Below are 25,904 nucleotides of genomic sequence, written 5' to 3'. Positions count from 1 at the left end.
CCAGCCGCCATTGACGGAAAGAGGTCCGAAAACGCTGTTTTGAGCGCCCCTGCCTAAATCCCGACGTTGCCAAGTGCTCGCTTCAGGAGCGCCGCGTCCACGGGCTTGTCGAGCAGCGTGATGGCTGTGCTGGACTGCACCTGCGCTCGCAACGCGTCGCTGGGAAACGCGCTCACGAAGATCGTCGGCGGCGCGGCGCCCAGTGCGACAAGACGGTCAAGCAACTCCAGTCCTGACATGCCGGGCATGCGGACGTCGGAAAGCAGGACTCCGTTTTCGGTGCGAAGGTGCGACGCCCGCGCCGCCAGATAGTCCGAAGGCAGCGAGTAAGTTTCGGTCGAATAGCCAAGCGATTGCACCAGGCTTTCGAGCGCCAGGCGGGATGATTCGTCGTCGTCGACAATCCAGACGATCCCGGAAACGGAAGCCCGCGGCTGTCGTTGCGAGGGGCTTCGGGAGGACATAAGGTCGCTTGCCAATGATTGCTTATTCAATCTAGACCCTGGAGCGTCGACTTGTCCATCATACCGGCGTATGTCTGACTATCCCTTCCGGAATGATGAGACGCAGTGCGTCGGCCCCCGCATCGAGACTTGCCGGGCGCGCCCTCGCTCAAGGTTTCATCGTACGAACGCCGTCCAAGGAACCTTGAGTACGCCTCTCGTGGCTAATCTTACCGCCGCGGTGCTGCCTCGGAATGTTGCCCCCGAACCTCTTCTGACTGTCCCCATATCTTTTCCTTGCGGTTGCTAGAGTCTTCTGCAGAGCGAGACGCGCAGTCCGGCAAGTTCCATTACCGATTATCGCGACTGAACTGCTCCACGGCGGCCCGCGTCGACGTTGTCTTCAAACGCAAAAACCTACGCTTCGGATCTTTCAGAGCGACGGTAAGCCGAGCCATACCGACGTATGAGCTCGACAAACAACGGTGGGCGAAAGTCCAAACGCTCGCAGAATGGATTCGATACCACCCGGCCGTCTATCCTGGCAATCATAGGCGGTGCTGCTTACAAGTCGACTCCCTTTAAAGGCACGACAGGTCCCGCCCCCGCCTATCGGTGAGCGTTGACCTGCAAGTCGTTCTGTGCGTCGACAGGCTCAGATGCGTTACGTGTTGGAGACACACGTTTTCGTCTCGGCATGCCCGTCAAAGGTTAACCATGTTCAGCAAACGCACAGGTCATCGCTGTTTTCCGCGGGCGGAAACAAAGGCGTCCAACGGCAACAGCATCGGCGGATCGACCGGGCTCGCAGTCACCATTTCGGCGCTAGTTGTCTGCTGGTGGGAATTGATCAAGATATCTTTGGACTTCGCATTGACCGACAGCGACGCGGCACTCGGCGCGACAGTAGGCACAAGCCTGATCGTGGTGGTGTCTGGACTCGCGGTCGTAGGCGACGCCCCCTTCGCGCGGCCCGTTTTCTGTTTTCTGTGCGCGATGAGCGTGCTTGCAGTCGGTCCGGCCATCCCGCTTGAGCTCACAGACTCGCTCCTGATACCAGCCGTCTCGTTCGTCGACTGCGTAACGAAAACATTGTTTCTCGCTTGCGCGTTTTCCTCCTCGGGCAGGAATGGTCGTGACAAGCGCAACCACAGTCACGTTTTTGAAGTAGCCGTACTGCCGCCGCGCAACTGACGCGCCGACAACGCTTTTTCCCCAACCTTCATTTTGAGGTGACTTTCATGTCCAACTGTTTGCATAACTGGATCTACGTCGGCGCGAACGCTTACGACGAATACACCTATGTCCCATGGCTTCAGCGGAACGTCTACCGGAGAACCGTCGACCTTTGCAGAGTTTGCATCCAATAGTAGTCGATACATTTCTATCCGACTTCCCTCATTTCACCGGTAGCACTCGACGTCAAATCGGCCTTTCTGAGGTCCGAGTGCTCGTCTTGTTCAGTTTGCGCAGGCGTGTTTAGTTCCCAATAAACGACTTGGTGGGAACTAAAGTGGACGAGATATTGAGTCGTAGCCCGAAGAGCAAACAACCGAACTTTCCTGTCGAAACGACGCGGCGCCTGGTCGAGCAGACCTTCTAACGGGGAGCTTCGGTATCGCTGATTGCCCGCCCTAACACCACAAATCTGCTATTCAGGTGGCGGCGCCCGCATCTTCAAGGCATATTCGACACACCACGTCCTGAGCATGGGGCTGCAGCCTCAAATCCCGAGACCGGTGCGCCGGTACTACTGCCGTGAGCATTGTGGCCGAAGTGTAGACGTCTGAGCGCCCGGTCAATGTCCGCGGGAAGTGTTTTGCGGGGCGGTTTCTGCGTCTTGGCCATCGTGTCCGGCATCGGCGTCGGGCCGCAGAATTTACCGGAGCGCCTTATTGCGACACAGCATCGCCAAGGGGCAGATGAAAGACGCAGGCAAACCAAGCCATCGGTATGGCGGACGATTGTCGGCAAGCGCGAACCCGCCCCGCGAGCCATGTGCTTCGATGATCGAACGGGAGATCGACAGCCCCATCCCCAAGCCGGTGGATTTCGTCGTGTAGAAGGGGGCGAAAAGGCGCTCGGCGCTTTCCGGGGAAAAGCGAGTTCTGGTGGATGAGCATCGAAATCGGTCTTGCCTATCATGTCGTGAGGCTCCGCAAATCCATTCGCAGCGGCAACGGCGCGATTGACTGCGATGAAACGGCCGTTTGCGTCCTCAACCCACGCAAGGTCCGGTATGTTGTCCAGGATTGCCGCCATGCGTGCATTCGCGTTTCCCAGCTCGATCGCGTGCTGCCGCAGCCTCTCGCGCATTGCGTTGAGGGCATCCACCAGCTGATCGAGCTCATCGCCTTCGACCCGCAAACGCCGCAAGCGCAACGGCGGCAGTTCGGCGCCCGGCGTGACGCTGGCCGCCGATGCGGCGATGTCCAGCAGATGTCGAGTCGCCAGGTGGTCCACGATGAACAGGATGAAGAACGCGACCAGGAATGTCTTGGCGGCGTTGCTCAGGAGGATGACGACGGCCTGAGCGGCCAGGTCGCGATAGATGTCCGGACCCGGAGTAACCCGGTTTTCAGGGCCAGCTCTTTGATTGCATGATGAAAGGCAAGACCCGGCGCCGATAGCAGGCGTTCGCCCGACTGGACGCAGCATGCGAGTGGTGCCATTGACGTTTCGCTGACCTTACCTCACCCCAAACATACCCGTTCTAACGCCCGCACCGAAAGCCGGCCGTCCAGCGACTACGCAGTCTGCGCTTATTTCAGACGGTACCGGATTGATTGGCTTATGAAGTTCAATCTATGGAGAACGCAAACCCCTCTATCACGGTCAGCGATTCCTCGCCGTCGTCGTCAGTTGCGCGGCGCGTTGGTACTATCGACTCCAGTTAAGCCTGCGCGACATCGAGGAGTTGCGGTTCTGTTGCAATAGCAGAGGCCGGTATGCTGCGGGACCCCGTTTTGCCAGGGTTATCCTCCTTCATTGCCGGCCTGCGATAAGCATCATCGTTGCGTCACGTGTGTGGCAGACTTGTCTTCATGACTGGCGGCCTTTGCGCCGGACAGCGCCAGCGACTCGGCTATCCCGGCATCGGCAGATGGTCCGCGATCGTCAATGCACTGCACAAGTGGTGATACGCCACCGCGCGGGCTCCTTGCGGCGACCCGCAAGTCCGCTGCCCCAGCGCGACGATGACTCGCGGCGGCTTGGGCTGTAGCTTGTTTGGATGGCACTCCGAGCGGCATTTGGGTAGTCTTCAATTGGGTCGATCGACCCCGAGCGGACCGTTAGGGAGCAGCATGAGGGCGTTGATTCTGGCATGCGTATGCATGCCGTCGGTTATCGCGGCGCAGGGTTTGTTGACTCCCCCCGTGTCCCCCGCCTCTTCCGCCACGGTCACCGCGATTGTCGCCGCCGCGAGTAACTACCTGGCCGAAGCGAAGCGTGTGGTCGATGCGGCGGCGCAACCCGCTGCACCCTGGAACGGGCCGCGCAACGGGCCGCGCGCGCAACCCGGGAAACGCGTCGCCATCGTCGCCGAGGATTTGCGCAACGGCGGCATCGTCGGCGTGGTCGACGGTGTGCTGGAGGCGGCCAAGGTCATCGGCTGGAGCGTAAAGATATTCGACTCCGGCGGCACGCCGGACCTGCGGCTGAAGATGCTGGCGAATGCGCTGGCAAGTCGTCCAGACGGCCTGATCATCATCGGTGGCGACGCACGCGCCCTGCTGGCCGGGCTACGGCCGTTTGCCGAGCGGAGCATTCCGATCGTCGGCTGGCATGTCGCGGCCCGGGCCGGACCGGTGCCCGGCACGCCCGTGGCGATGAACGTGGCGACGGATCCGCTCGAGGTCGCGCGCGTGACCGCGCTGGCGGCCATCGTGCAGTCCGGCGGGCATGCGGGAGTCGTCATCTTCACCGATTCCAATTTCCGAATTGCGCAAGGCAAGGCGGATGAAATGGCTGCCGTCGTGCGCGCGTGCAGCGGCTGCACCTTGCTCGATGTGCGCGACGTGGCGATCTCGCGCAGCCAGGAACTGATGCCGGGCGCGACACGCGCCTTGCTCGCGCGGTATGGCAAGCGCTGGACATATGCGCTGGCCGTCAACGACATCTACTTCGACTACGCCGCCCCGGTGCTGACCCAGGCCGGAATGCCGAACGCCGCCATGGCCATGCTGTCGGCTGGCGACGGCAGCGAGTCCGCCTTCCTGCGTATCCGGACGGGCACGTTCCAGACCGGCACCGTGGCCGAACCCCTGAATCTGCACGGCTGGCAGTTGGTCGACGAGATGAACCGGCTCTTTGCCGGCGGAGACGTCACGGGTTACGTGTTTCCGGTGCATCTCGTAACGGCGGACAACATCGCCGCCGACGGTGGTGATCGTCTGATTTACGACCCCGCCAATGGCTACCGCGATATTTATCGCCGCATCTGGCAACGCCCATGAAACTACCGCGCCCCCAGTCGCTCACCGCTCAGTTTGCGCTCGTCACTTCGTGCCTGGCCGCCCTGGTGGTCGCGGTCGGTGTCACGACCATTTACTCGTTGGCCGGTTCGGCCCACGCGATCCGCCAGTTGGCCGAAGAGCGGCTGGCGCGCCAGGAAGATGCACAGGACCTGGCGCAGCGCACGCTGATGATCGAACGCCTGGCATTACAGTTGTCCAGTGACGATACGGTGGACGCTGTGCGCGAGACGCATCGGCATGTCATCGAACAGCTGGCATCCTTTGACCGCCTGGTAGACCGTCTGGCATCCGCGGCGACCGACGCCGTCACTGTCGATGCGCTGGCGCTGCATCGGTCCAGCCAGCGCTTCCGCAACACAGTTAACATCGAGGCGCAGGTGCGCGAAACCGCGCTGCGCGCCGCAGCCGCGCCGGCGTCCGCGCCGCGGCCCGGCGCGTCATTGGCCAGCCTGGACGACGATCTGCGCCGCCAGGCCGACGCGTTGGCGGCCGCGGCGCGCCAGCAGTCGGATTATTTCACGCGCGCCTACCGCAAAGCGGTCCAGTCTCTGGCCGAAGACTCGGACCGCACGCGCAGATGGGTCATCGGCGAAGTTGCGGTAAGCCTGCTGCTTGCCTGGCTGATCGCCCGCGCATTCCTCGGTCGCCACGTCGTGGCACGGCTGCGCCGAGTCAGCCACTTCCTGCGGCACGGTGACGTCGACAGCGTGCAAGCCGGCGTCCCCGTTCACGGCGGGGACGAGATTGCCGATATGGCGCGCGCAGTCGAGCAGTTTCTCGAAGACCGGCGCCAGCGCAGGCAGGCCGAGGATGCGCTGAAGGAGCTCAACGCCGAACTCGAGGCACGCGTCACGCAGCGCACGGCCGAACTCACCACGGCGCTTGCGGGCCGGACGGCCGAGATCGCCGAACGACAGCGCGCCGAAGAGGCAGCGCAAGCGAGCGAACATTTCCTGGACAGCATCATCGAAAACATCCCGGATGTAGTCTTCGTCAAGGATGCAGCGACCCTGCAGTTCGTGCGCTTTAACAAGGCAGGAGAGCAACTGCTCGGCTACCGGCGCGAGGAACTCATCGGCAAATCCGTCCATGACCTGTTTCCGGTCCAGGAGGCCGATTTCTTTGCGCTGAAGGATCGTGCCGTGCTGGAGTCGCGGCGGATGGTCGAGGTGCCGGAGGAACGGGTTCTAACGCGTAATGGGCCGCGCCTCGTACACACGATGAAGATCCCGATCCTCGATGCGCGCGGCGAGCCGCAGTTCCTGCTCGGCATCTCACGCGACATCACGGAGCAAAAGCGCGCGGAAGCCGAGCTACGGGAGAGCGAGCGGCGCTACCGCGAAGTTCAGACGGCGCTGGCGCACGCGAATCGCGTGACGACGATGGAGCACCTCGCGGCCTCGATCAGCCATGAAATCAAGCAGCCGGTCGCGGCGACCGTCGCCAATGCTCAGGCCGGGCTGCTTTGGTTAGGTGCCAATCCGCCGGTTCTCGAGCAAGCTCGGCAAGCGTTCGATCGAATCATCAAGGACGCGAAGCGCGCCAGCGAGGTCACGAACCGGGTTCACGGTCTCGTCCGGAACGTCCCGCCGTTCAAGCAAAGCCTGCAGATGAACGAGGTGATCCATGAGGTCATTGCCCTCACGTCCAGTGAGCTTGCGAAAAGCGGCGTATCCACGCGGATGCAGCTTGCGGAGGACTTGCCGCCCGTTGAAGGCGATCGCGTCGAACTCCAACAGGTCATGCTGAACCTCATCATCAACGCCGTGGAGGCGATGAGCGTCGTTGAAGACGGCCGGCGGGAAATGATCATCAGCACCGCCAACGACAATTCGGGCCACGTCCTCGTTTCCGTGCGCGATTCGGGACCAGGGTTGGCGGTCGACAACGTGGAGCGTCTCTTTGAGCCGTTTTACACGACGAAGGCTGGCGGCATGGGGATGGGGCTCTCGATTTGTCGTTCGATTATAGAAGCGCACGGAGGACGTCTGTCGGCGAGCTCGAACGAGCCCCGCGGCGCCGTGTTTCAGTTCACCCTGGCCGTGTCGCCATGCCCGCCCGGTGTCACGACGGGTGCAGACGTTCGTTCACGCGGTGCCATCGACTGAAATGGGTGTGCGCCGTGAAAAGGCGGCGCTTTCTAGCGGGTGCAAGCGCCGCCCGACAACCGCTCCCGCCGGAAGCAAACGGCGCAGCTATGGAGGCAACGAAGTCCTTCGCGACCATCACCCACAGCATGCGGGCATGCTTGTTGGCAATGGCGGTCAGCGTTTTGTGATAGCCGTTGCGTTCATGGAGCTGCCTGATCCACCGTTGCCGGCTAGAGGCTGATCTCGTGCATATGAACCGGGTCAGTATGTTGGGAGAGCTGGCCGCCTCCCTGTCTCACGAGCTAAAACAGCCCATTGCCGCGATAGCCACCTCTGCCAGTTCCTGCCTGGGGTGGCTCCAGCGGGATGAGCCCAATGTGGAAAGGACGTGCGAGAACATCGCAAGGATCATCGAGGACATGGGATTAACCATCTGCCGTTCGATTGTGGAGTCGCACGCAGGACGGCTGGAAGCCGCTCCAAACGATCCGCGCGGTGCCATCTTCCGCTTTTCGTTGCCGGCTGAGCGCGTGGGTGCCTCAGCTTCCTGAAGGCGGTGTGATTATGCAAGGGCCGGAATTCATGCTAGCCGCTGCCCACCAGCTCTCCACCTGGCTTCCGACCAACTACTTTCCATAATCGACAACTTTGCATAATCGGCCTTTGCAGCCGTTCGTCCATGCGGCGAGTCAATCCGACTTTTGACCCGGATTGTGGTTGTCCGGCATGACGCTGTCCGACTGCGAGCTAGCCTTTTTCACTCCATGCCAGCGTCCTGTTATTTACTAAACTATATCGAAGTCATCACTCTGAATATATTGGACTTTACCCCGCATCGCCAGATACTGCTCCTAACGTCCATGACAACAGGCAGGAATCAACCTATCCGATGACCACATTCCCCACTCTCGACGCGTGGCTCACGCACCTCGAATCCGCGCATACGGTCGGCATCGACTTGGGTTTGCAGCGGATCAGCCAGGTGCGCGACGCACTGCAAGTTTCCTTTGACTGTCCGGTGATTACGGTTGGCGGCACCAACGGCAAGAGTTCGACCTGCGCGATCCTCGAAGCGATCCTGCTGCGCGCGGGTTACCGGGTTGGCTGCCATACCTCCCCACATTTGCTGGCGTTCAATGAGCGAGCGCGGGTGAACGGCGCGATCACGAGCGACGCCGACCTGCTGCCGCATTTCGAGGCGGTCGAAGCGGCGCGCTTGAGCCTCTCTGAACCGGTTTTGCTGACGTACTTCGAATTCACGACGCTGGCGATCATGCATCTGTTCGCCTCGCGCAGGCTGGACGCGGTCATTTTCGAGGTAGGCCTCGGCGGGCGTCTCGACGCCGTCAATATCCTCGACACCGACTGCGCGATCATCACGAGCATCGACATCGATCACACCGAGTACCTCGGCGACACGCGCGAGAAGATCGGCTTCGAGAAGGCCGGCATCTTCCGCGCGGCCAAGCCGGCGATCTGCGCCGACCCGGTGCCGCCGCAGACGCTGATCGATCACGCCGGGCAGATTGGCGCCGATCTGTGGCTATTCGGGCGCGATTTCCGCTACGAAGGGCAGGCGGGCAGCGAGCGTCAGCAATGGAGCTATGTCGGCCGCAAGCTGCGGCGTTCGGCGCTGGCGTACCCGGCGCTGCGCGGCGCGAACCAGCTGATCAATACGTCGGCCGCGCTCGCGGCCATCGAGGCACTGCGGGACCGTCTGCCGGTCTCCGCGCAGGACATCCGCCTCGGTCTGGCGAACGTCGAACTCCCGGGCCGTTTCCAGGTGCTGCCGGGCAAGCCGTCGATCGTGCTCGACGTCGGCCATAACCCGCACGCAGCCGCGGTGCTCAAGCAGAACCTCGGCAACATGGGCTATTTCCCGTACACGTATGCGGTATTTGGCTCGATGCAGGACAAGGACATCGCTGGCGTGATCAAGCACATGAAGGCCGAAGTCGACCACTGGTGCGTGACCGATCTGCCGACGCCGCGCGCGGCCTCCGCTCAGACCGTGGAGGCTGCGCTGCGCGAGGCTGGTTTGACCGACGGCGCCGACAGCAGCGTCACGCGCTTCGCGTCACCGGCAGACGCCTATCAAGACGCGCTAAAACGAGCGTCGGAGAATGATCGGATCGTCGTTTTCGGCAGTTTCTATACGGTAGCCGGCGTGATGGCGTATCGTAAATCGCAGCAACACTGAACAGGCGGCAGGCATGAGCATCATCGACATCTCTGAAGTAAAACCCGGCTCGCACGTCACGCTCCATTACCGGCTTTCGCTTGCCGATGGCACTGAAGTCATCAACACCTTTACCGACAAGCCAGCCACACTGCTGCTGGGTGCGGGCCAACTGGCGCCGCCGCTGGAAGATATTCTGCTGGGATCGAAGGTCGGCCACCATTCGACCTTTCAGCTAGCCCCGGGGCAGGCATTCGGCCCGCGCAATCCCGATCTGATCCAGCGGGTGTCGCTTGCCACGCTGCGTGAAAACAGCATGATCGGTGAGGATTTTTCGCCGGGCGATCTCGTCGAATTCAACGCACCGGGTGGCGAACGCTACGCGGGCGTACTGAAGGAAGTCAACGAAACGTCCGCCCTGTTCGATTTTAATCATCCGCTCGCCGGCCAGGCGCTGGCGTTCGAAGTGAAAATCATCGGGATTTTGTAATCGTTAGCATGACGGATACGACTCTCGCCGAAGCCGGGATCCGGCTGGCGCTGCCAGGCCGTCGATCCTGACTCGCAGGGCCTCACCGTTGCACTTTGCGCCAGTCCTTTGCCATTCGCCGGGCGACCACCAGAAAGCGGCGCACCACTTGCGACGGATCGTGGCGCCGCCACGCAAGACTGATCGGCGCCTTGGGCGCATCGCCGGCAATCGGCAGATAGACCACTTCGTCAGTCCGGATCTGGCTGGTCGAGCGCGGCACGATCGAAACGCCGAAGCCGGCTCCTACCATCGGCACGATCGAGGTAATTTGTGGCGCCTCCTGGCCAAGTCTCGGAATGAAACCGGCACGCTGACAGGCGCCCGTGACCGCGTCGTAAAGCCCCGCGCCGATCGAACGCGGGAACAGGATGAAGGTCTCCCCTGCGAGTGCGGACAGCGATACCGCCGCGCCGGGCTGCGCCAGTGGATGGGTATGCGGTAGAGCCACGACCATATCCTCTTTGACCAGCAACTCCACCTCCAGTGCGTCGGCGCTCATGATCGGCGGCCGGATGAACGCCACGTCGACGCGGCCTTCGAGCAGGCCATCCACCAACGATGGCGTATTGCTCTGCTCCGGCGACACCGTGACGTCGGGATGCTGGCCGCGGTATTCGCGAATGATGGCCGGCACCAGCGACTGGAAATAAGTGGCTCCCGCAAACCCCACTCGCAGGTGTCCCAGCTCGCCTCGGGAGAGGCGCTGCACGTCCGCGCACGTGCGATCGACCTGAGCAAGGATCTGACGCGCGTTGTCGAACAACAGTTCGCCTGCCTCGGTCAGTTCGACGCCTCGCGACAGACGGCGGAATAGCTGTGCGCCGATATCGCGCTCGAGTCGCTGGATCTGCAGGCTCAACGGTGGCTGCCCGATACCGAGTCGCTCCGCAGCCCGCGTGAAGTGCCGTTCCTCGGCCACTACAACGAAATAGCGTAGATGTCGAAGCTCCATGCCAGCATCCATCCTGTTATGTACTTAAAGATATCGAAATCACCGCGCTCAATATATTGGACTTTATCCCAGATCGCCAGATACTGCTCACATCATCCCCGACAACGGGTAAGCATGGCGAAGCTCTCCGACGCGTCGTCAGGGCGCGAATGGACTACAACAGACGACCAGATCGGAATATGGACATTGAACCAGCGACAAGGCATTCGAACGTAGCGATCCTGTTGACGTTGTTCGGCCCGGAGCAGACAACTTGACATCCGGACTGCGCCGCACTCCGCGTCGAGGTGCTCTGACCTGTTGCTCAGATCAGATAGTCCGACCTCAACGGCTCCATCAGCTTCGGGTTGTCCGAGTAATCGACCGGGATCGCAACGACGGCGGGGCCATCGACAGACATCGCCTTGTGCAAGGTCGAGCGCAGTTCGTCAGCCGACTCAACCGCGAAACCCGCCGCTCCGAACGATTGCGCGTAGGCCTTGAAGTCGATCGGCCCAAATTCGACGCCCGAACGCCGCTTGTACTTCTGGACCTCCTGAATCCCGACCATGTTGTACATGTTATCGACCCAGATCACATGGACGAGGTTGGCTTTCAGGCGCACGGCGGTCTCCAGTTCCATGCTGGACTGCATGAAGCTCCCGTCGCCCGACACCGAGATGACCTTTTCGCCCGGACGTACGAGCGATGCCGCGATCGCCCATGGCAGCGCCACGCCCATCGTCTGCTGACCATTCGTAATCAGCAGCTGCCGCGCACGGAAACTGTGCAGGTACCGCGCAATCCAGATGTGGAAGCTGCCCATATCGACACACATCGTCGTATCGTCGCCTACGACGTTCTGCAATTCATGGACGATGCGCAACGGATGGACCGGCGAGCCTCCCAATGCCGCGGACCACTTGGCCAACGCCAGGCGCGCACTGGTATGTGTTACGAGAATGGCGTTTGTATCCGGCGAGCGGCTCAAGGTACCCGCTTCCGGGGCAAGCACGTCGAGCGTCTTCGCGATGCTACCGACGAGTTCTACGGCGGGCCGATAGTATCGATCGACATCGGCCGGCACCACATCGATGTGAATCAGCGTGCGCCGCGGATTCTTGTTCCACTTGGGCGGCTCGTATTCAACGGGGTTGTAACCGACCGTCACTACGACATCGGCCTGATCGAGCAACCGATCGCCGGGCTGGTTGTTCCACAGACCGACGCGTCCGGCGAAATTCGCGAATTGCGGCGAGCCCAGCGCCCCCGCTGCCTGAAAGGTGCCAACGACGGCCACGCCCGTTTTCTCGATAAAACTGCGGACCGCCGCTGCATTCTCCGGGGTGCTGGCGAGCATGCCGAGCAGCAGGACGGGGTTGCGCGCCTCCCCGAGCAGTTCGGCAGCCGCGCGGATGCTGTCCGCCGCTGCGGGCCCCAGTTCGGGAGAAGGAAGATCGGTCAATGCATCGCCTGTGGCCGGGGCGTTGACGAGGTCCATCGGCAGGCTGACGAATGCTGCACCAGGACGGGGACGCTCGGCAGCCCGAAACGCATTGCACAGCACCTCCGAAATGGTTGATGACGTGACGACTTCCGCGCTGAACTTCGTAATCGGCTTGAACAGGCTCACGGTATCCATCGTCTGGTGGACCTGCTTGAGCCGGTCGTCAAGCGGCACCGCGCCACCGATCGCCACCATCGCGTCGCCTTCCGAATTCGCCGTCGCAAGACCCGTGGTGAGATTCGAGACGCCTGGGCCAGAGGTGACGAGCGCAACGCCCGCCTTGCCCGTCAGCCGGCCCACGGCCGCCGCCATGAAGGCCGCATTCGCCTCGTGCCGGACCACCACAGTCTCGATCGACGAGTCGACCAATGAATCGAATACACGATCGACCTTGGCGCCCGGAATGCCAAACACATGCTTCACGCCTTGTGTTTCGAGGTTGCGGACCACCAGATCAGCGCCACATTTCCACGACGTTTCGACGTCGCTTTCACTCTTCAACATGTTCAACTCCAGTAATTTTCAACAGTTCATGAAGCAACGCCTGTGTCGACCGGCTGATTCATCAGCCGGTCATTCAACCTTCAGCGGCCTCGATTGCCTTGCTCATTTCCTCCGAGTGCAACGTGGCTTGCTGAAAGCTCTCGGTCTGCGGAAGATCGATGCGCAGCTTCGAGATCTTCGCGATCTCGAGCTTGCCTTCGAGCAGGCGATAGTCGAGGACATGGCCGCCGCCGCGTCGATCGTCGGTGATGTAGTGGACGTGAAAGCCCGCCACGTTGATACCCTGCACGTACGGGGGGCAACGAAATCCGATCAGCGTGCCCGATGTTTCTTCAAACTTGAAGACCGGCTGCCGCTCGATTGCCTGAAGCATGGGCCGGTATGGTTTGGTCTGGCGTGGCACCGTGCGCGTCTCGACGCGCTCGAAACGGCCGTCGATACGAAAAGCGCAAAAAAGATTCGGCGACCCGACCAGTTTATCGATGATGTCCTGCACTTCGAGCTTGTCAAGCGCGGTCATGAGTTCCCCACTGATCGTAGGGCGAAAGTGCGTCATCACCGCGAACGGCGTCTTCTGGTCCATCGCTGCGACACGCGCGCTTCCGTCCTCACGCAACTGGTGAACTTCGCTGTCGAACGCGACGAGCTCCCCATCGAGCTTATTGAACGTGCCCAGACCGAAGTCGCCGTGTTCGAGCAACTCCGCGATCGTCACGTTTCCGTCATACACGCCGTCAATCAGCGCGCTCATCAACGAGGTTTGATAAATCTCACTCAGTTCGAGATCAGCTTCCTTTTCTCTTAGAGATGCAAATGATTTTGAAATCTCATGGGCACAAGAACACGCGACTGTGGCTTCCATAACTCCGGTTTCCTGCAAAGGTGTTGGCATGACCACAGTATGGTGCGCGGCAATGCACGCGTCTAATACAGAAAGCAGCCTTCTTTAAGACGAGATAGATATGGAATTTCCCTACCCCAGGTATTTCGTGGTCGTTGCCGAAGAACGGCATTTCACTCGCGCCGCGGAGCGGCTTGGGATGGCGCAGCCCCCGCTAAGCCAACAGATACGCAAGCTGGAGCGTGAAATCGGCACACAGTTGTTCCGGCGCCTGACGCGCGGCGTCGAACTGACGGATGCCGGCCGCGTCCTCTACGAGGACGCAAGGCGCATCCTCGATCAGGTCGAGCAGGCGAGAAGCCGCGTACAGAGCGCAGCCCGTGGACAAACCGGTCACATCCGCGTCGGCTTCGCAAGCTCAGTTGTCTTTCATCCCGTCATTCCCGAAATCGTTCGCGCATATCGTGAATTGCACCCTGATGTCAGACTGTCGCCATCCGAGAGCAATGTCGCGGCGTTGATTGACGATTTGCTGGCCGAACGCATTGACCTGGCGATCATTCGCCAAACTTCGCAGGACTCGGAACGCGTGAAGATCGAGGCGCTCTTCGATGAAGAGATGCTGCTGGTACTGCCACCGCAACACCGGTTGGCCGCGTCTGCAAGCATCAGCCTGCGCTCGATTGCCGAGGAGACGTTGATCATGTTCCCCCGGGAAATTGCGCCCGTTCTGTATGACGAAGTGATATCCGCGTGCCAACGCGCCGGCTTCAGCCCGCTGCTTGGGCAGGAGTCCACCCAGGTCGCATCCGCCGTCAGCATGGTTGCAGCGGGCTTCGGCGTCTCGATCGTCCCCCACTCGATCCGCCAGCTGTTGGCGACCGGGGTGACCTACCGTGCGATCCAGGGAGCTCAGCCCAAGGCGCAAATCGTCATTGCGTATCGGTCGACCGAGTTTTCTAAAGTCGTTCGCGATTTCCTGGAGGTCGCGAGGCGCCTGAGCAGGAACCGTCCCGCGCACCCACTCGAAACTCACTTCCTGGATGCCATGAGGTATCCAAACGTATGAGTGCGCTATGCCAACGAAGGATCGCAGCGACCGTTCGTAGAATGGCTTTCGTCGCGTCGTCCATGTATCTTGATTCCATGGACTTTGCGATTTCATTCGAGAGGCGCCATGTCAAACGTTCTGCATAACTGGATTCATATCGGTAGCAACGCGTACGACGAGTACACGTTCGTCCCCTGGCTGAACAAGAACGTGTATCGCCGGACTGTTGACCTTAGCCACATCTGTATCCAGTGAGGGCCACGATGAGCACGAACGCAAGAGATTTACTCGAGCTGCGCCGAGATGATCCAACGTCGGCAGAACTGCGGAAGATGGCCGCGAACATCATCGCCGTCGGCGTCGCAGATCGACGCGAGGGCTGCTGACATGAACGCGCTCGAACGGTGGCGCTCCCGACCTCTGTGTCCTGGATCGCTGCGATGAATGCGGCGAGATGAAGGAAGACGTCCAGAAGCGCGTGAACTATTGGCCAATATTACTGCCGTCTGCTGTGGGAAGTGCTTCACCGAAATGACGGGCGAATACAGCGGATCTTCAGCTCTTTCAGGAGTCAGCGATGGCCGGAATGATCCTGACTTCGCGCCCGTTCGCATCGGGCATTCCCAGGATCATGCGGGTCACTCCTTCGGTGATCTTCGTGTGGGCATTGCATTTGGACGCTGAAATTTAATAAAGCGTTCTTCTTCTACCAGTTGAGACGCGCCCTTGCCGGGCGAGCCTCATCGTCAACCATCTGGTAAATAAAATGTCTGTCGAAGCTTTAAATCTGGCGCGCGGCCAGTTTGCGATGACCGCAATTTTCCACATACTCTGGCCAATCCTGACGATCAGCCTCGCCGCATTTTTGCTCGTTGTTGAAATCCTGTGGATCAGGACGAGTGATGTGGTCTGGTACCGTCACGCGCGCTTCTGGAGCAAGCTCCTGATCCTCAATTTCGCTGTCGGCGTTGTAAGTGGTATCCCAATGGAGTTTCAGTTCGGCACCAACTGGGGACCGTTTTCGCAGTACACCGGGCAGTTCTTCGGCAATATCCTGGGCTTTGAGGGCGCGATGGCCTTCATGCTTGAGGCCGGTTTTATCGGCATCATGATGCTCGGCTGGGGGCGTGTTCCCAAGGGGGTGCACCTGTTCGCCACCGCGATGGTGGCGCTGGGCTCATCGATTTCCGCGTTCTGGATCATGGTCGCGAATTCGTGGCTGCAAACACCGGCGGGCGTCGCTGTCGTGGATGGCAAACTCGTGGTGACCGACTACGTAAAAGCGATCTTCAACCCCGATATGCCCTGGGGTGTTTCCCATATGTGGTTCGCCGCGCTGGAAACCGGTCTGGTCGTGGTCGCCGGCATCTCGGCCTACTATCTGCTCAAGCGCCGCCATCCGGAGTTTTTCGTCCGCTCGTTCAAGCTCGCGCTGCTGATGCTTTGCTTCGTCGCTCCCGTACAGATCTGGCTGGGCGACTCCAGCGGCGGCGACGTCTTCGCAACCCAGCCAGCCAAGGGTGCGGCGATCGAAGGCCACTGGCGAACAAACGCACCGGGCACTGGTGCAAGCTGGTCGCTGATTGCATGGCCTGACGCTGCCAGGCAGGCCAATGACTGGTCGCTCGAGATTCCCGGCATGCTCAGCATCCTCGGTACCCACAGTCTTCACGGTCAGGTGAAGGGACTCAGGGACATTCCGGTCGCCGACCAGCCGCCGATGATCCCGCTGCTCTACTACGCATTCCGGGTGATGGCCGGTATCGGCTTCCTGTTCATGGTGCTCGCCTTCTGGACCATCTACGCAATCGGTCGAGCGCGCGGTCGCGTGGACGCACTCGTCGCACAGCGCAAGCTGCTCCTCGCCTGGGTTTTGGCCATTCCGCTGCCGTACATCGCGGTGGAATGCGGTTGGATTGTCCGCGAAGTGGGTCGTCAACCGTGGGTTGTATATGGGCTCATGCGCACGCAGCACGCTGCCTCGGCCATCTCGCCGACGGCGATCACCGGCAGCATGGTGATGTTCGCAACCTTCTATGTGATCCTGATCGTTTCGTTTTTCATCTTCGCACGTCGCTGGTTGAAGAACGGCCCGGATCTGACGCTGATGCCGCCGCCGGCTGAGCCGATCCGCACCGTCGGTTCGCGTGCCATTGACTACTAGCCATAGCGTGCACCCTTACCGCACAGTCTTACACCTATAGGCAAGCAAAATGAATCCCTCATCAACTCAGAACCTTCTGAGCCATGCGTGGTTTGGTCTTATCGGCCTGATGCTCGTGCTCTATGTCGTGACCGACGGTTTCGATCTCGGTGTCGGCGTGCTTACCCTGTTCCGGCGTCGGGCCAACGACCGGGACCTCATGATTCAGTCCATTGGCCACGTATGGGATGCCAACGAGACCTGGTTGGTGGTGTTAGGGGGTGCGCTGTTCGGCGCCTTCCCCCCCGCTTATGCAATGATTCTTTCGGATCTTTATGTTCCCGTGATGATGCTTATCGCAAGCCTCATCATGCGGGGCGCGGCAATCGAATTCCGGCATGCAGCGCATACCAGCAAGGTAGCCTGGGACCGAGTGTTTGGTATTGGTAGCCTGCTCGCCGCAGTCGCGCAAGGCATCATCCTTGGGAGGATCATTACCGGATTCACCCCCGGCAGCGCGAGCTTCGGCTTGATCGCGGTGACCGCAATCGGTGTTGTATCGGGTTACTGCCTGCTCGGTGCGACATGGCTCGTGAAGAAGACCACTGGCGCGATCGCAAGCGCGGCGCGTGGGTGTTCGGTGATCACCCTCTTCACGACCGTCATCGCGGCAATCGCAGTTTCGCTCGGCACGTTGAAGGTGAGCCCAATCGGCATCACCCGCTGGCAGGATCATGGCGTATTGCATGTGTTGATTGCTCTCGCCATTCTGGCGGCGCTGGCGTCCGTGTATGTTCTGTATTCGATCTTCATGCGCGGAGAACATGGCCCGTTCGTGGGTTCGACGATCCTGTTCGTCGTGTCGTTCGCAGGGCTGGCTATCAGCTTGTTCCCCTACCTTGTTCCGGGTCAACTGACGGTTGCGTCCGCAGCCTCGGACAGCACGACGTTGACGTTCATGCTCTTCGGTATTGGAATGCTGTTCCCGGTCATGATCGGCTACAACCTGTACCAGTACTACCTTTTCCGGGGCAAGGTCGTCCCGGTCAAGCATTAGGCTATCCCGTCGAGTCCGAAAGAAAGCGAGAACGTCAGCTCCGTCAGATCGGATTGGATATGGAATTTCGTTACCTCAGGTATTTCGTGGTTGTTGCCGAAGAACGGCATTTCACTCGCGCCGCGGAGCGGCTTGGGATGGCGCAGCCCCCGCTAAGCCAACAGATACGCAAGCTGGAGCGTGAAATCGGCGCACAGTTGTTCCGGCGCCTGACGCGCGGCGTCGAACTGACGGATGCCGGCCGCATCCTCTACGAGGACGCAAGGCGCATCCTCGATCAGGTCGAGCAGGCGAGAAGCCGGGTGCAGAGCGCAGCCCGTGGACAAACTGGTCACATCCGCGTCGGCTTCGCAAGCTCAGTTGTCTTCCATCCCGTCATTCCCGAAATCGTTCGCGCATATCGTGAATTGCACCCTGATGTCAGAGTGTCGCCATCCGAGAGCAATGTCGCGGCGTTGATTGACGATCTGCTGGCCGAACGCATTGACCTGGCGATCATTCGCCAAACTTCGCAGGAGTCGGAACGCGTGAAGATCGAGGCGCTCTTCGATGAAGAGATGCTGCTGGTACTGCCACCGCAACACCGGTTGGCCGCGTCTGCAAGCATCAGCCTGCGCTCGATTGCCGAGGAGACGTTGATCATGTTCCCCCGGGAAATTGCGCCCGTTCTGTACGACGAAGTGATATCCGCGTGCCAACGCGCCGGCTTCAGCCCGCTGCTCGGGCAGGAGTCCACCCAGGTCGCATCCGCCGTCAGCATGGTTGCAGCGGGCTTCGGCGTCTCGATCGTCCCCCACTCGATCCGCCAGGTGTTGGCGACCGGGGTGACCTACCGTGCGATCCAGGGAGCTCAGCCCACGGCGCAAATCGTCATTGCGTATCGGTCCACCGAGTTTTCTAAAGTCGTTCGCGATTTCCTGGAGGTCGCGAGGCGCCTGAGCAGGAACCGTCCCGCACCTTGTTTGAACCGAATCGTGGCCTGAGGATGACAGCGTCTTATTCACTAAACCATATCGAAATAACCACCTTCAATATATTGGACGCTAGCCCGCACCGCGACATACTGTCGTCAACGTCAGTCGGCTACAGGCAAGCATCACGGCTCAGACTACCGTAGTGGAACCATTCTCAAGGCGCCTCCGCTGGATTCCAAAGGACTAACATCATGACTTCTTTTTTGCCGCAAACTTCTACCAATCTATCTGCCGGTCGCACGGTCGAGAATCTGCGAGGTGCAGCGCTGCTGCACAATCCGCATGCCAATAAATCCACCGCTTTCAACTCCGCCGAGCGCGAACAGTTGGGGCTGGTTGGCCTGTTACCCGAAAAGGTTGAAACCGAGGACGCACAGATTCAGCGAGTCCTGAAGCAGATCGAATTGAAGACCAGCGATATTGAACGCTACATCTATCTCTCATCACTGCTCGACACCAACGAGACGCTGTATTACCGGGTATTGATGTCGGATCCAGCGCGCTTTATTCCATTGGTCTATACGCCGACTGTCGGTGAGGCCTGCGAGAACTTCGGCCACATCCTGCGCCGCCCGCGTGGCATGTATTTGCCCATTAGTCGCAAAGGTCGGCTCAAGGAGATCCTGCGCAACTGGCCAGAAAAGGATGTGCGCTTCATCGTCGTTACTGACGGCGAACGCATTCTGGGCCTGGGGGATCTCGGCGTGAATGGCATGGGAATCCCTATCGGCAAGCTGGCGTTGTACACCAGTTGTGCTGGCGTGCCTCCTCAGGTCACGCTGCCGATTACTCTTGACGTGGGAACCAACAACGAGAACCTGCTGGCAGATGGGCTCTATCTTGGGCTGCGTCAGCGCCGGGTCACTGGCGCCGAGTACGACGAGTTCATCGAAGAATTTGTCATGGCGGTTCAGGAAGTATTCCCGCGTGCCTGCATCCAGTTCGAGGACTTTGCGTTTACCCATGCTGAACCGATGCTGACGCGTTATCGCGATCGCGTTTGCTGCTTCAACGACGACATCCAGGGTACCGCGGGAGTCGCACTTGCCGGCATTCTGGCTGCGCTGCGCGTAACAGGCGGAACGCTGGCGAACCAGCGCTTTCTGTTCCTTGGCGGCGGAACTGCAGGGACCGGGATTGCCAGCCTGCTAGCCAAGGCCATGATGGAAGCCGGCGTGTCACAGGAGGATGCCTTCGGCGCATGCTGGCTCTACGACAAGACGGGATTGATCCATGCCGGGCGCACCGATCTGGCCGAGTTCCAGAAGCCATTTGCTCACGACCATGAGCCGATCGGCGACTTCGTCACCGCAATCGAAACACTGCACCCGACGGCCATCATCGGTGTAAGTACGGCGGCCAAAGCGTTCAGCCAACCCGTGATCGAGGCGATGGCACGCGTCAACGAACGCCCGATCATTTTCCCTTACTCCAACCCGACCTCACGTTCGGAATGCACTGCGGAGGAAGCCTACACCTGGTCTGAAGGGCGTGCCGTGTTCGCCAGCGGCAGCCCGTTTGCGCCGGTGCAGTACAACGGTCAGACCTTCGTCCCCGGACAGGGCAACAACGTCTACATCTTTCCGGCGCTCGGCATGGCCATTTATGCCACAGAAGCCCGACGCGTGACCGACCAGATGCTGATTACCGCCGCCCGCGCGCTCGCCGCCCAGGTCACGCAGGACGATCTGGACGCGGGACTGATCTACCCACCGCAATCGCGCATTTTCCGAACCTCGTTGGTAGTCGCGCGCGAGGTCGCAAGGTTCATTTTTGACCAGGGGCTTGCGGGCGTACCACTGCCCGATGATCTCGACGCCTACATCGACGGGAAAGTTTACCAACCCTCCTATCAGTTGGCCTAGCCGTACGCAGATCATGCATTGACGGTTTATGTGACAGATGGACCCGTCACGACCGTCTTCAATTGAATCGTCCGCTGCATTGCGGGTTGGTGCAACTACAACTGGAGGTCCCCCATGGCCGAAGCCGTAAAGAAACCGAGACCGGAATTCCGGAATATCGGTATCGGGCAAGTATTGACGGCATACCGTCTCCCGCTGGCGGGGCGCGTGTCGATCCTGCATCGCGTGAGCGGCGCGCTGCTTTTCGTGTCCCTTCCGTTCCTGCTTTACCTGTTTGATCGGAGCCTGACTTCCGAACTCAGTTTCGAAGTCTTCAAGGGTGTCCTTTCCAACGTGATCGTGAAGGTCATCACGCTCGTGCTGGCGTGGGCTTTTCTCCTCCACTTCTGCGCCGGCATCCGCTACCTCGTGATGGACACGCACCGTGCGGTCTCGAAGCAAGGTGGCAAGGAGACGGCGGCCGTCGTGGTGGTCGTCTCGTCTGTCCTGACGATTGCTTTCGCGCTCAAACTGTTCGGAGCTCTCTAAACATGGCAATCCATAACCAAATCGGGCCGAAGCGTCTCGTCGTCGGCGCTCATTATGGTCTGCGCGACTGGCTCGCGCAGCGCGTCACCGCGGTCATCATGGCGGTCTACACCGTCATCCTGCTCGTGTGGTTCTTCGGCGCGCAAGACTTCTCGTATGAAGGCTGGGCGTCGATCTTCGCGACGCAATGGATGAAGCTCGCCACGTTCGTCACGCTGTTGTCGCTGTTCTATCACGCATGGGTGGGGATACGTGACATCTGGATGGACTACGTGAAGCCGGTCGGCGTGCGGCTTACCCTTCAAGTTTTGTCGATCGTCTGGCTGGTCGCGTGCGCGGCTTTCGCCGCACAGATTCTCTGGGGAGTGTAAAGAATGGCTGCAATCAATAGTTCTCTGCCGCGGCGCCGCTTCGACGTGGTCATCGTCGGCGCGGGCGGCTCGGGGATGCGCGCTTCGCTGCAGCTCGCACGCGCGGGTCTGTCGGTCTGCGTGCTGTCGAAGGTGTTCCCGACGCGTTCGCATACGGTCGCCGCGCAAGGCGGCATCGGCGCGTCGCTCGGCAACATGAGCGAAGACAACTGGGAATGGCACTTCTACGACACAATCAAGGGCTCCGACTGGCTCGGCGACCAGGACGCGATCGAGTTCATGTGCCGCGAAGCACCGAACGCCGTCTACGAACTGGAACACATGGGCATGCCGTTCGACCGCAATGCGGACGGCACGATCTATCAGCGCCCGTTCGGCGGCCACACCGCGAACCACGGCGAAAAGCCGGTGCAGCGCGCGTGCGCGGCGGCTGACCGTACCGGTCACGCGCTGCTGCATACGCTGTACCAGCAGAACGTCGCCGCGAAGACGCAGTTCTTCGTCGAATGGATGGCGCTCGATCTGATCCGCGACGCGGACGGCGACGTGCTCGGCGTGAGCGCGCTGGAAATGGAAACCGGCGACGTCTACATCCTCGAAGGCAAGACCACGCTGTTCGCCACGGGCGGCGCGGGCCGGATCTTTGCCGCCTCGACCAACGCGTTCATCAACACCGGTGACGGCCTTGGCATGGCAGCCCGTTCGGGCATCGCGCTGCAGGACATGGAATTCTGGCAATTCCACCCGACCGGCGTCGCCGGTGCGGGCGTGCTGATCACCGAGGGCGTGCGCGGCGAAGGCGGCATTCTGCGTAACTCGGACGGTGACCGCTTCATGGAGCGCTACGCACCGACGCTGAAGGACCTGGCGCCGCGCGACTTCGTATCGCGTTCGATGGGACAGGAGATCATTGAAGGGCGTGGCGTGGGTCCGAACAAGGATCACATCCTGCTCGACCTGTCGCACATCGGCGCCGAGACGATCATGAAGCGTCTGCCGTCGATCCGCGAAATCGCGCAACGGTTCGCTAACGTCGACTGCATCAAGGAACCGATTCCGGTCGTGCCGACCATCCACTATCAGATGGGCGGGATTCCGACCAACATCCACGGCCAGGTTGTGGGTACGGCCAAGGGTCATGACGAGCCGGTCAACGGTTTCTATGCAGTAGGTGAATGCTCGTGCGTGTCGGTGCACGGCGCGAACCGCCTGGGCACGAACTCGCTGCTCGACCTGGTGGTGTTCGGCCGCGCGGCGGGCAACCACATCGTCAAGCACGTGAAGGAAATCAAGGAGCACAAGCCGCTGCCGGCCGATGCCGCTGATTTCGCGCTATCGCGTCTGGACAAGCTGGAAAAGTCGTCGTCGGGCGAATACACGCAAGTGATCGCGGGCGACATCCGCTCGTCGATGCAGAAGCACGCTGGTGTGTTCCGCACCTCGAAGCTGATGACTGAAGGTGTCGAGCAGATCAAGGCACTGGTCGAGCGCGTGAAGCATGTGCATCTGAAGGACAAGTCGAAGGTGTTCAACACCGCGCGCGTCGAGGCGCTTGAACTCGCCAACATGATCGAAGTGGCGCGCGCCACGATGGTGTCGGCCGAAGCGCGTAAGGAAAGCCGCGGCGCGCACGCGCCGAGCGAGTACCCGCAGCGCGACGACGAAAACTGGCTGCGCCATACGCTGTGGTTCAGCGAAGGCGACCGCCTCGACTACAAGCCGGTTCGAATGCAACCGCTGACCGTCGCAACGGTTCCGCCGAAGCCACGAACCTTCTAGGCGACACTCCCGGACTTAAAGGAAACGACCATGGCAAAACGTACCTTCGAACTCTTCCGCTACGACCCGGATAAGGACGCAGCACCGCGCATGCAAACGTACGAGATCGAGATCGACTCGCACGAACGCATGCTACTCGACGCGATCGTCAAACTGAAAGCTGTCGACGAAACGCTGGCGTTCCGCCGCTCGTGCCGCGAGGGCGTGTGCGGTTCGGACGCGATGAACATCAACGGCAAGAACGGTCTGGCGTGCCTGACGAACATGAACGACCTGCCGCAGAAGATCGTGCTGCGTCCGCTGCCGGGGCTGCCCGTCATTCGCGACCTGATCGTCGATATGACGCACTTCTTCAATCAGTACAACTCGATCAAGCCGTATCTGATCAACGACACGCCGCCGCCGGAGAAGGAGCGCCTGCAGTCGCCAGAAGAACGCGACGAGCTCGACGGCCTGTACGAATGCATCTTGTGCGCGAGCTGCTCGACGTCGTGCCCGAGCTTCTGGTGGAACCCGGACAAGTTCGTCGGTCCGGCAGGCCTGCTGCAAGCCTATCGCTTCATCGCCGACAGCCGCGACCAGGCGACGGGCGAACGTCTCGACAATCTCGAAGACCCGTACCGTCTGTTCCGTTGCCATACGATCATGAACTGCGTCGATGTTTGCCCAAAGGGCCTCAATCCGACGAAGGCGATCGGCAAGATCAAGGAACTGATGGTGCGCCGAAAGGTTTGACATGAACGAGACCCCACACCAGTCCGACCCGCTGCGCCGCGCGCGACTTCGCTGGCGCGCCCGGCGCGGCATGCTGGAAAACGATCTGATCTTTGAACGTTTTTTCGGCCGCTATGAGCAAACTCTCAACGATGCCGACGTCGGAGCACTCACACGTCTGCTCGAGCTGAGTGACAACGACCTGATGGACTTGCTGCTCGCGCGCAAGGAACCGGAGGGCGACCTTGCCGACCCGGACGTCGTTCGACTGCTCGCGCTGCTGCGCTCGGCTTGAGTGCGTCGATGTTGCATCAGGCGAGCCCACTGATGGCGGAGCCGATGTAGCACCACTTGGGCAGTTTAAGTTCAGTAGCCGGCCGGATTGCTTCATATGCACGGCATGGCCACGCTTTAAATGAAGGATAACTTACGATGGACAATTTTCGCACGGAGGCCGACAGCCTCGGAGAAGTCAGTGTTCCGGCCGACAGGCTGTGGGGCGCCCAGACGCAGCGTTCAATCGAGCATTTCAGCATCGGGCGCGAGCTGATGCCACGGGAAATGATTACCGCCTATGCCTTTCTCAAGAAGGCGGCGGCCAACGCAAATCACGCCGGAAAGCGTCTCGACGACCAGGCCCATACACTAATTGCCCAGGTCTGCGACGAGATCCTGGCCGGCCAGCATCACGACATGTTCCCTTTGCACGTCTGGATGACGGGCAGCGGTACGCAGTTCAACATGAACGTCAACGAGGTGATCTCCAATCGCTGTTGCCAGCTCGCGGGCACACCGCTCGGCAGCAAGAAGCCGGTTCACCCGAACGATCACGTCAACATGTCGCAATCGTCGAACGACTCCTTTCCTGCCGCGATGTACATTGCCGCCGCGCTCAACACGACGCAACGCCTGATTCCCGCCGTCGCGGCATTGCATGGCGCGATCGCGGCCAAGGCTCACGAATGGGACGACATCGTCAAGATCGGTCGTACCCATATGCAGGATGCAACCCCGCTCACGCTCGGCCAGGAGTGGTCGGGCTATGCCGGCATGCTTGCAGACAATCTCAAACGCATCGATGCTGCGCTTGAGGGAGTGTATTGCCTCGCGCTGGGCGGTACCGCGGTCGGAACCGGGATCAATGCAGCACCGGGCTTCGCAGAAGCAGCCGCCGCCGAAATTGCAAGGCTGACGGGACTGCCGTTTGTCAGCGCGCCGAACAAGTTCACGGTGCAAGGCGCCCACGATGCGCTGGTGCAGCTTTCCGGCACGTTCCGTACGCTCGCAGGGTCGCTCTACAAGATCGGTAACGATATTCGCCTGATGTCGTGTGGCCCGCGCGCAGGATTCGCGGAACTGCTGATCCCCGAGAACGAGCCTGGCTCGTCGATCATGCCGGGCAAGGTCAACCCCACCCAGGTGGAGGCGCTGACGATGCTCGCCGTGCAGGTCATGGCGAACGACGTGGCGGTCGGCTTTGGCGGCGCCGGCGGATTTCTGGAGATGAACGTCTATAAGCCACTGATGATCTTCAATCTGACTCAGTCGATTACGCTCGTGACCGACGGCTGCACGAATTTCCGGCGCTTCCTGGTCGAGGGCACCAGGCCGAACGTCAAGAAGATCAAGGAATACGTCGATCGCTCGTTGATGCTGGTCACCGCGCTGGTGCCGGTAATCGGCTACGACCGCGCTTCAGCGATCGCTCACCATGCGGCGGAGCATGACCTGACGTTGAAGGCCGCCGCACTGGAACTCGGTTTCGTCGACGAACAGACGTTTGACCGCGTCGTCGACCCGGCCAAAATGGTCAGGCCATATGTCGCCACCGTAGGTTGAGACCGCGAGCCTCGAACAGTATCGCTCGCCCACGCCTTCCGTTCCGGACGGCGAATTGCAAATACGGAGAGTCTACGC

The 25,904-nt window shown here is 60.6% G+C and carries 22 protein-coding genes and 3 pseudogenes; 19 read left to right on the top strand and 6 right to left on the bottom strand.

Annotated elements, in window-relative coordinates; genetic code table 11:
* Positions 1 to 53: 53 nt before the first annotated feature.
* Positions 54 to 494, bottom strand: a complete 441-nt coding sequence (locus OKW29_RS09295; protein ID WP_260330610.1) for a response regulator transcription factor — start codon at positions 492 to 494, stop codon at positions 54 to 56.
* Between the two features lie 666 nt (positions 495 to 1,160).
* On the opposite strand from OKW29_RS09295, the gene OKW29_RS09290 reads away from it, so the two are divergent.
* Positions 1,161 to 1,637, top strand: a complete 477-nt coding sequence (locus tag OKW29_RS09290) for a hypothetical protein (protein WP_429290839.1) — start codon at positions 1,161 to 1,163, stop codon at positions 1,635 to 1,637.
* Positions 1,638 to 2,430: 793 nt separating this feature from the next.
* On the opposite strand, the pseudogene OKW29_RS09285 reads toward OKW29_RS09290, so the two are convergent.
* Together OKW29_RS09285 and OKW29_RS09280 are read right to left on the bottom strand one after the other, a co-directional pair.
* Positions 2,431 to 2,535, bottom strand: a pseudogene (locus OKW29_RS09285) (ATP-binding protein); the annotation flags it as partial.
* Between the two features lie 71 nt (positions 2,536 to 2,606).
* Positions 2,607 to 2,705 (bottom strand): annotated as a pseudogene (locus OKW29_RS09280) (hypothetical protein); the annotation flags it as partial.
* Positions 2,706 to 3,246: 541 nt separating this feature from the next.
* On the opposite strand from OKW29_RS09280, the pseudogene OKW29_RS09275 reads away from it, so the two are divergent.
* The 6 genes and pseudogenes from OKW29_RS09275 to OKW29_RS09250 all read left to right on the top strand — a co-directional run.
* Positions 3,247 to 3,369 (top strand): annotated as a pseudogene (locus tag OKW29_RS09275) (IS6 family transposase); the annotation flags it as partial.
* A gap of 379 nt (positions 3,370 to 3,748) precedes the next feature.
* Positions 3,749 to 4,900, top strand: a complete 1,152-nt coding sequence (locus OKW29_RS09270; protein ID WP_429290838.1) for a substrate-binding domain-containing protein — start codon at positions 3,749 to 3,751, stop codon at positions 4,898 to 4,900.
* Complete coding sequence (locus tag OKW29_RS09265) at positions 4,897 to 7,029, top strand: ATP-binding protein (RefSeq protein ID WP_429290837.1); 2,133 nt, start codon at positions 4,897 to 4,899, stop codon at positions 7,027 to 7,029. The genes OKW29_RS09270 and OKW29_RS09265 overlap by 4 nt, the downstream gene beginning before the upstream one ends.
* A gap of 233 nt (positions 7,030 to 7,262) precedes the next feature.
* Positions 7,263 to 7,562, top strand: coding sequence for a histidine kinase dimerization/phospho-acceptor domain-containing protein (locus tag OKW29_RS09260; RefSeq protein ID WP_429290836.1), 300 nt, complete (start codon positions 7,263 to 7,265; stop codon positions 7,560 to 7,562).
* 338 nt (positions 7,563 to 7,900) lie between these two features.
* Positions 7,901 to 9,211, top strand: coding sequence for a bifunctional tetrahydrofolate synthase/dihydrofolate synthase (gene folC, locus OKW29_RS09255; protein WP_429290835.1), 1,311 nt, complete (start codon positions 7,901 to 7,903; stop codon positions 9,209 to 9,211).
* Positions 9,212 to 9,224: 13 nt separating this feature from the next.
* On the top strand, positions 9,225 to 9,680 hold the full coding sequence (locus OKW29_RS09250; RefSeq protein ID WP_429290834.1) for an FKBP-type peptidyl-prolyl cis-trans isomerase: 456 nt from the start codon (positions 9,225 to 9,227) through the stop codon (positions 9,678 to 9,680).
* Between the two features lie 82 nt (positions 9,681 to 9,762).
* Here the strand turns inward: OKW29_RS09250 and OKW29_RS09245 are convergent, their stop codons facing one another.
* From OKW29_RS09245 to budA, 3 genes are all read right to left on the bottom strand, one after another.
* A complete protein-coding gene (locus tag OKW29_RS09245; protein WP_429290833.1) occupies positions 9,763 to 10,674 on the bottom strand; it encodes a LysR substrate-binding domain-containing protein in 912 nt (303 codons plus the stop codon).
* A 304-nt stretch (positions 10,675 to 10,978) separates the two neighbouring features.
* The gene (gene alsS / locus OKW29_RS09240; protein ID WP_429290832.1) at positions 10,979 to 12,664 is read right to left on the bottom strand and encodes an acetolactate synthase AlsS; all 1,686 of its coding nucleotides are present in this window, start codon (positions 12,662 to 12,664) and stop codon (positions 10,979 to 10,981) included.
* 73 nt (positions 12,665 to 12,737) lie between these two features.
* The gene (gene budA, locus OKW29_RS09235) at positions 12,738 to 13,556 is read right to left on the bottom strand and encodes an acetolactate decarboxylase (protein ID WP_429292469.1); all 819 of its coding nucleotides are present in this window, start codon (positions 13,554 to 13,556) and stop codon (positions 12,738 to 12,740) included.
* Between the two features lie 70 nt (positions 13,557 to 13,626).
* On the opposite strand from budA, the gene OKW29_RS09230 reads away from it, so the two are divergent.
* The 12 genes from OKW29_RS09230 (at position 13,627) to fumC (ending at position 25,826) form a co-directional block, all read left to right on the top strand.
* Entirely contained in the window at positions 13,627 to 14,574 is a 948-nt protein-coding gene (locus tag OKW29_RS09230) for a LysR family transcriptional regulator (RefSeq protein WP_429290831.1), read from the top strand.
* A gap of 108 nt (positions 14,575 to 14,682) precedes the next feature.
* On the top strand, positions 14,683 to 14,811 hold the full coding sequence (locus OKW29_RS09225) for a hypothetical protein (RefSeq protein ID WP_429290830.1): 129 nt from the start codon (positions 14,683 to 14,685) through the stop codon (positions 14,809 to 14,811).
* Between the two features lie 511 nt (positions 14,812 to 15,322).
* A complete protein-coding gene (locus OKW29_RS09220) occupies positions 15,323 to 16,720 on the top strand; it encodes a cytochrome ubiquinol oxidase subunit I (protein WP_429290829.1) in 1,398 nt (465 codons plus the stop codon).
* 49 nt (positions 16,721 to 16,769) lie between these two features.
* Positions 16,770 to 17,756, top strand: coding sequence for a cytochrome d ubiquinol oxidase subunit II (locus OKW29_RS09215; RefSeq protein ID WP_429290828.1), 987 nt, complete (start codon positions 16,770 to 16,772; stop codon positions 17,754 to 17,756).
* Positions 17,757 to 17,815: 59 nt separating this feature from the next.
* Positions 17,816 to 18,739, top strand: coding sequence for a LysR family transcriptional regulator (locus OKW29_RS09210; RefSeq protein ID WP_429290827.1), 924 nt, complete (start codon positions 17,816 to 17,818; stop codon positions 18,737 to 18,739).
* Between the two features lie 182 nt (positions 18,740 to 18,921).
* A complete protein-coding gene (locus OKW29_RS09205) occupies positions 18,922 to 20,595 on the top strand; it encodes an NAD-dependent malic enzyme (protein ID WP_429290826.1) in 1,674 nt (557 codons plus the stop codon).
* A 114-nt stretch (positions 20,596 to 20,709) separates the two neighbouring features.
* Positions 20,710 to 21,123: a succinate dehydrogenase, cytochrome b556 subunit gene (gene sdhC, locus OKW29_RS09200; RefSeq protein ID WP_429290825.1), complete on the top strand. Its 414-nt coding sequence runs from the start codon at positions 20,710 to 20,712 to the stop codon at positions 21,121 to 21,123.
* Between the two features lie 2 nt (positions 21,124 to 21,125).
* Positions 21,126 to 21,494: a succinate dehydrogenase, hydrophobic membrane anchor protein gene (gene sdhD / locus OKW29_RS09195; protein ID WP_429290824.1), complete on the top strand. Its 369-nt coding sequence runs from the start codon at positions 21,126 to 21,128 to the stop codon at positions 21,492 to 21,494.
* Positions 21,495 to 21,497: 3 nt separating this feature from the next.
* Positions 21,498 to 23,273, top strand: coding sequence for a succinate dehydrogenase flavoprotein subunit (gene sdhA, locus OKW29_RS09190; RefSeq protein WP_429290823.1), 1,776 nt, complete (start codon positions 21,498 to 21,500; stop codon positions 23,271 to 23,273).
* A 30-nt stretch (positions 23,274 to 23,303) separates the two neighbouring features.
* On the top strand, positions 23,304 to 24,008 hold the full coding sequence (locus tag OKW29_RS09185) for a succinate dehydrogenase iron-sulfur subunit (protein ID WP_429290822.1): 705 nt from the start codon (positions 23,304 to 23,306) through the stop codon (positions 24,006 to 24,008).
* 1 nt (position 24,009) lies between these two features.
* A complete protein-coding gene (locus tag OKW29_RS09180; RefSeq protein ID WP_429290821.1) occupies positions 24,010 to 24,282 on the top strand; it encodes a succinate dehydrogenase assembly factor 2 in 273 nt (90 codons plus the stop codon).
* A gap of 137 nt (positions 24,283 to 24,419) precedes the next feature.
* Positions 24,420 to 25,826 (top strand): class II fumarate hydratase, encoded by a 1,407-nt coding sequence (fumC, locus tag OKW29_RS09175; protein WP_429290820.1) that lies wholly within the window; start codon positions 24,420 to 24,422, stop codon positions 25,824 to 25,826.
* The last annotated feature ends 78 nt before the right edge of the window (positions 25,827 to 25,904 follow it).

This window comes from Paraburkholderia sp. CI3 (assembly GCF_050436505.1).
Classification (GTDB): domain Bacteria; phylum Pseudomonadota; class Gammaproteobacteria; order Burkholderiales; family Burkholderiaceae; genus Paraburkholderia; species Paraburkholderia tuberum.
The sequence above is the reverse complement of the archived record's forward strand: the minus strand, read 5'-3'. Positions and strand labels throughout refer to the sequence as shown.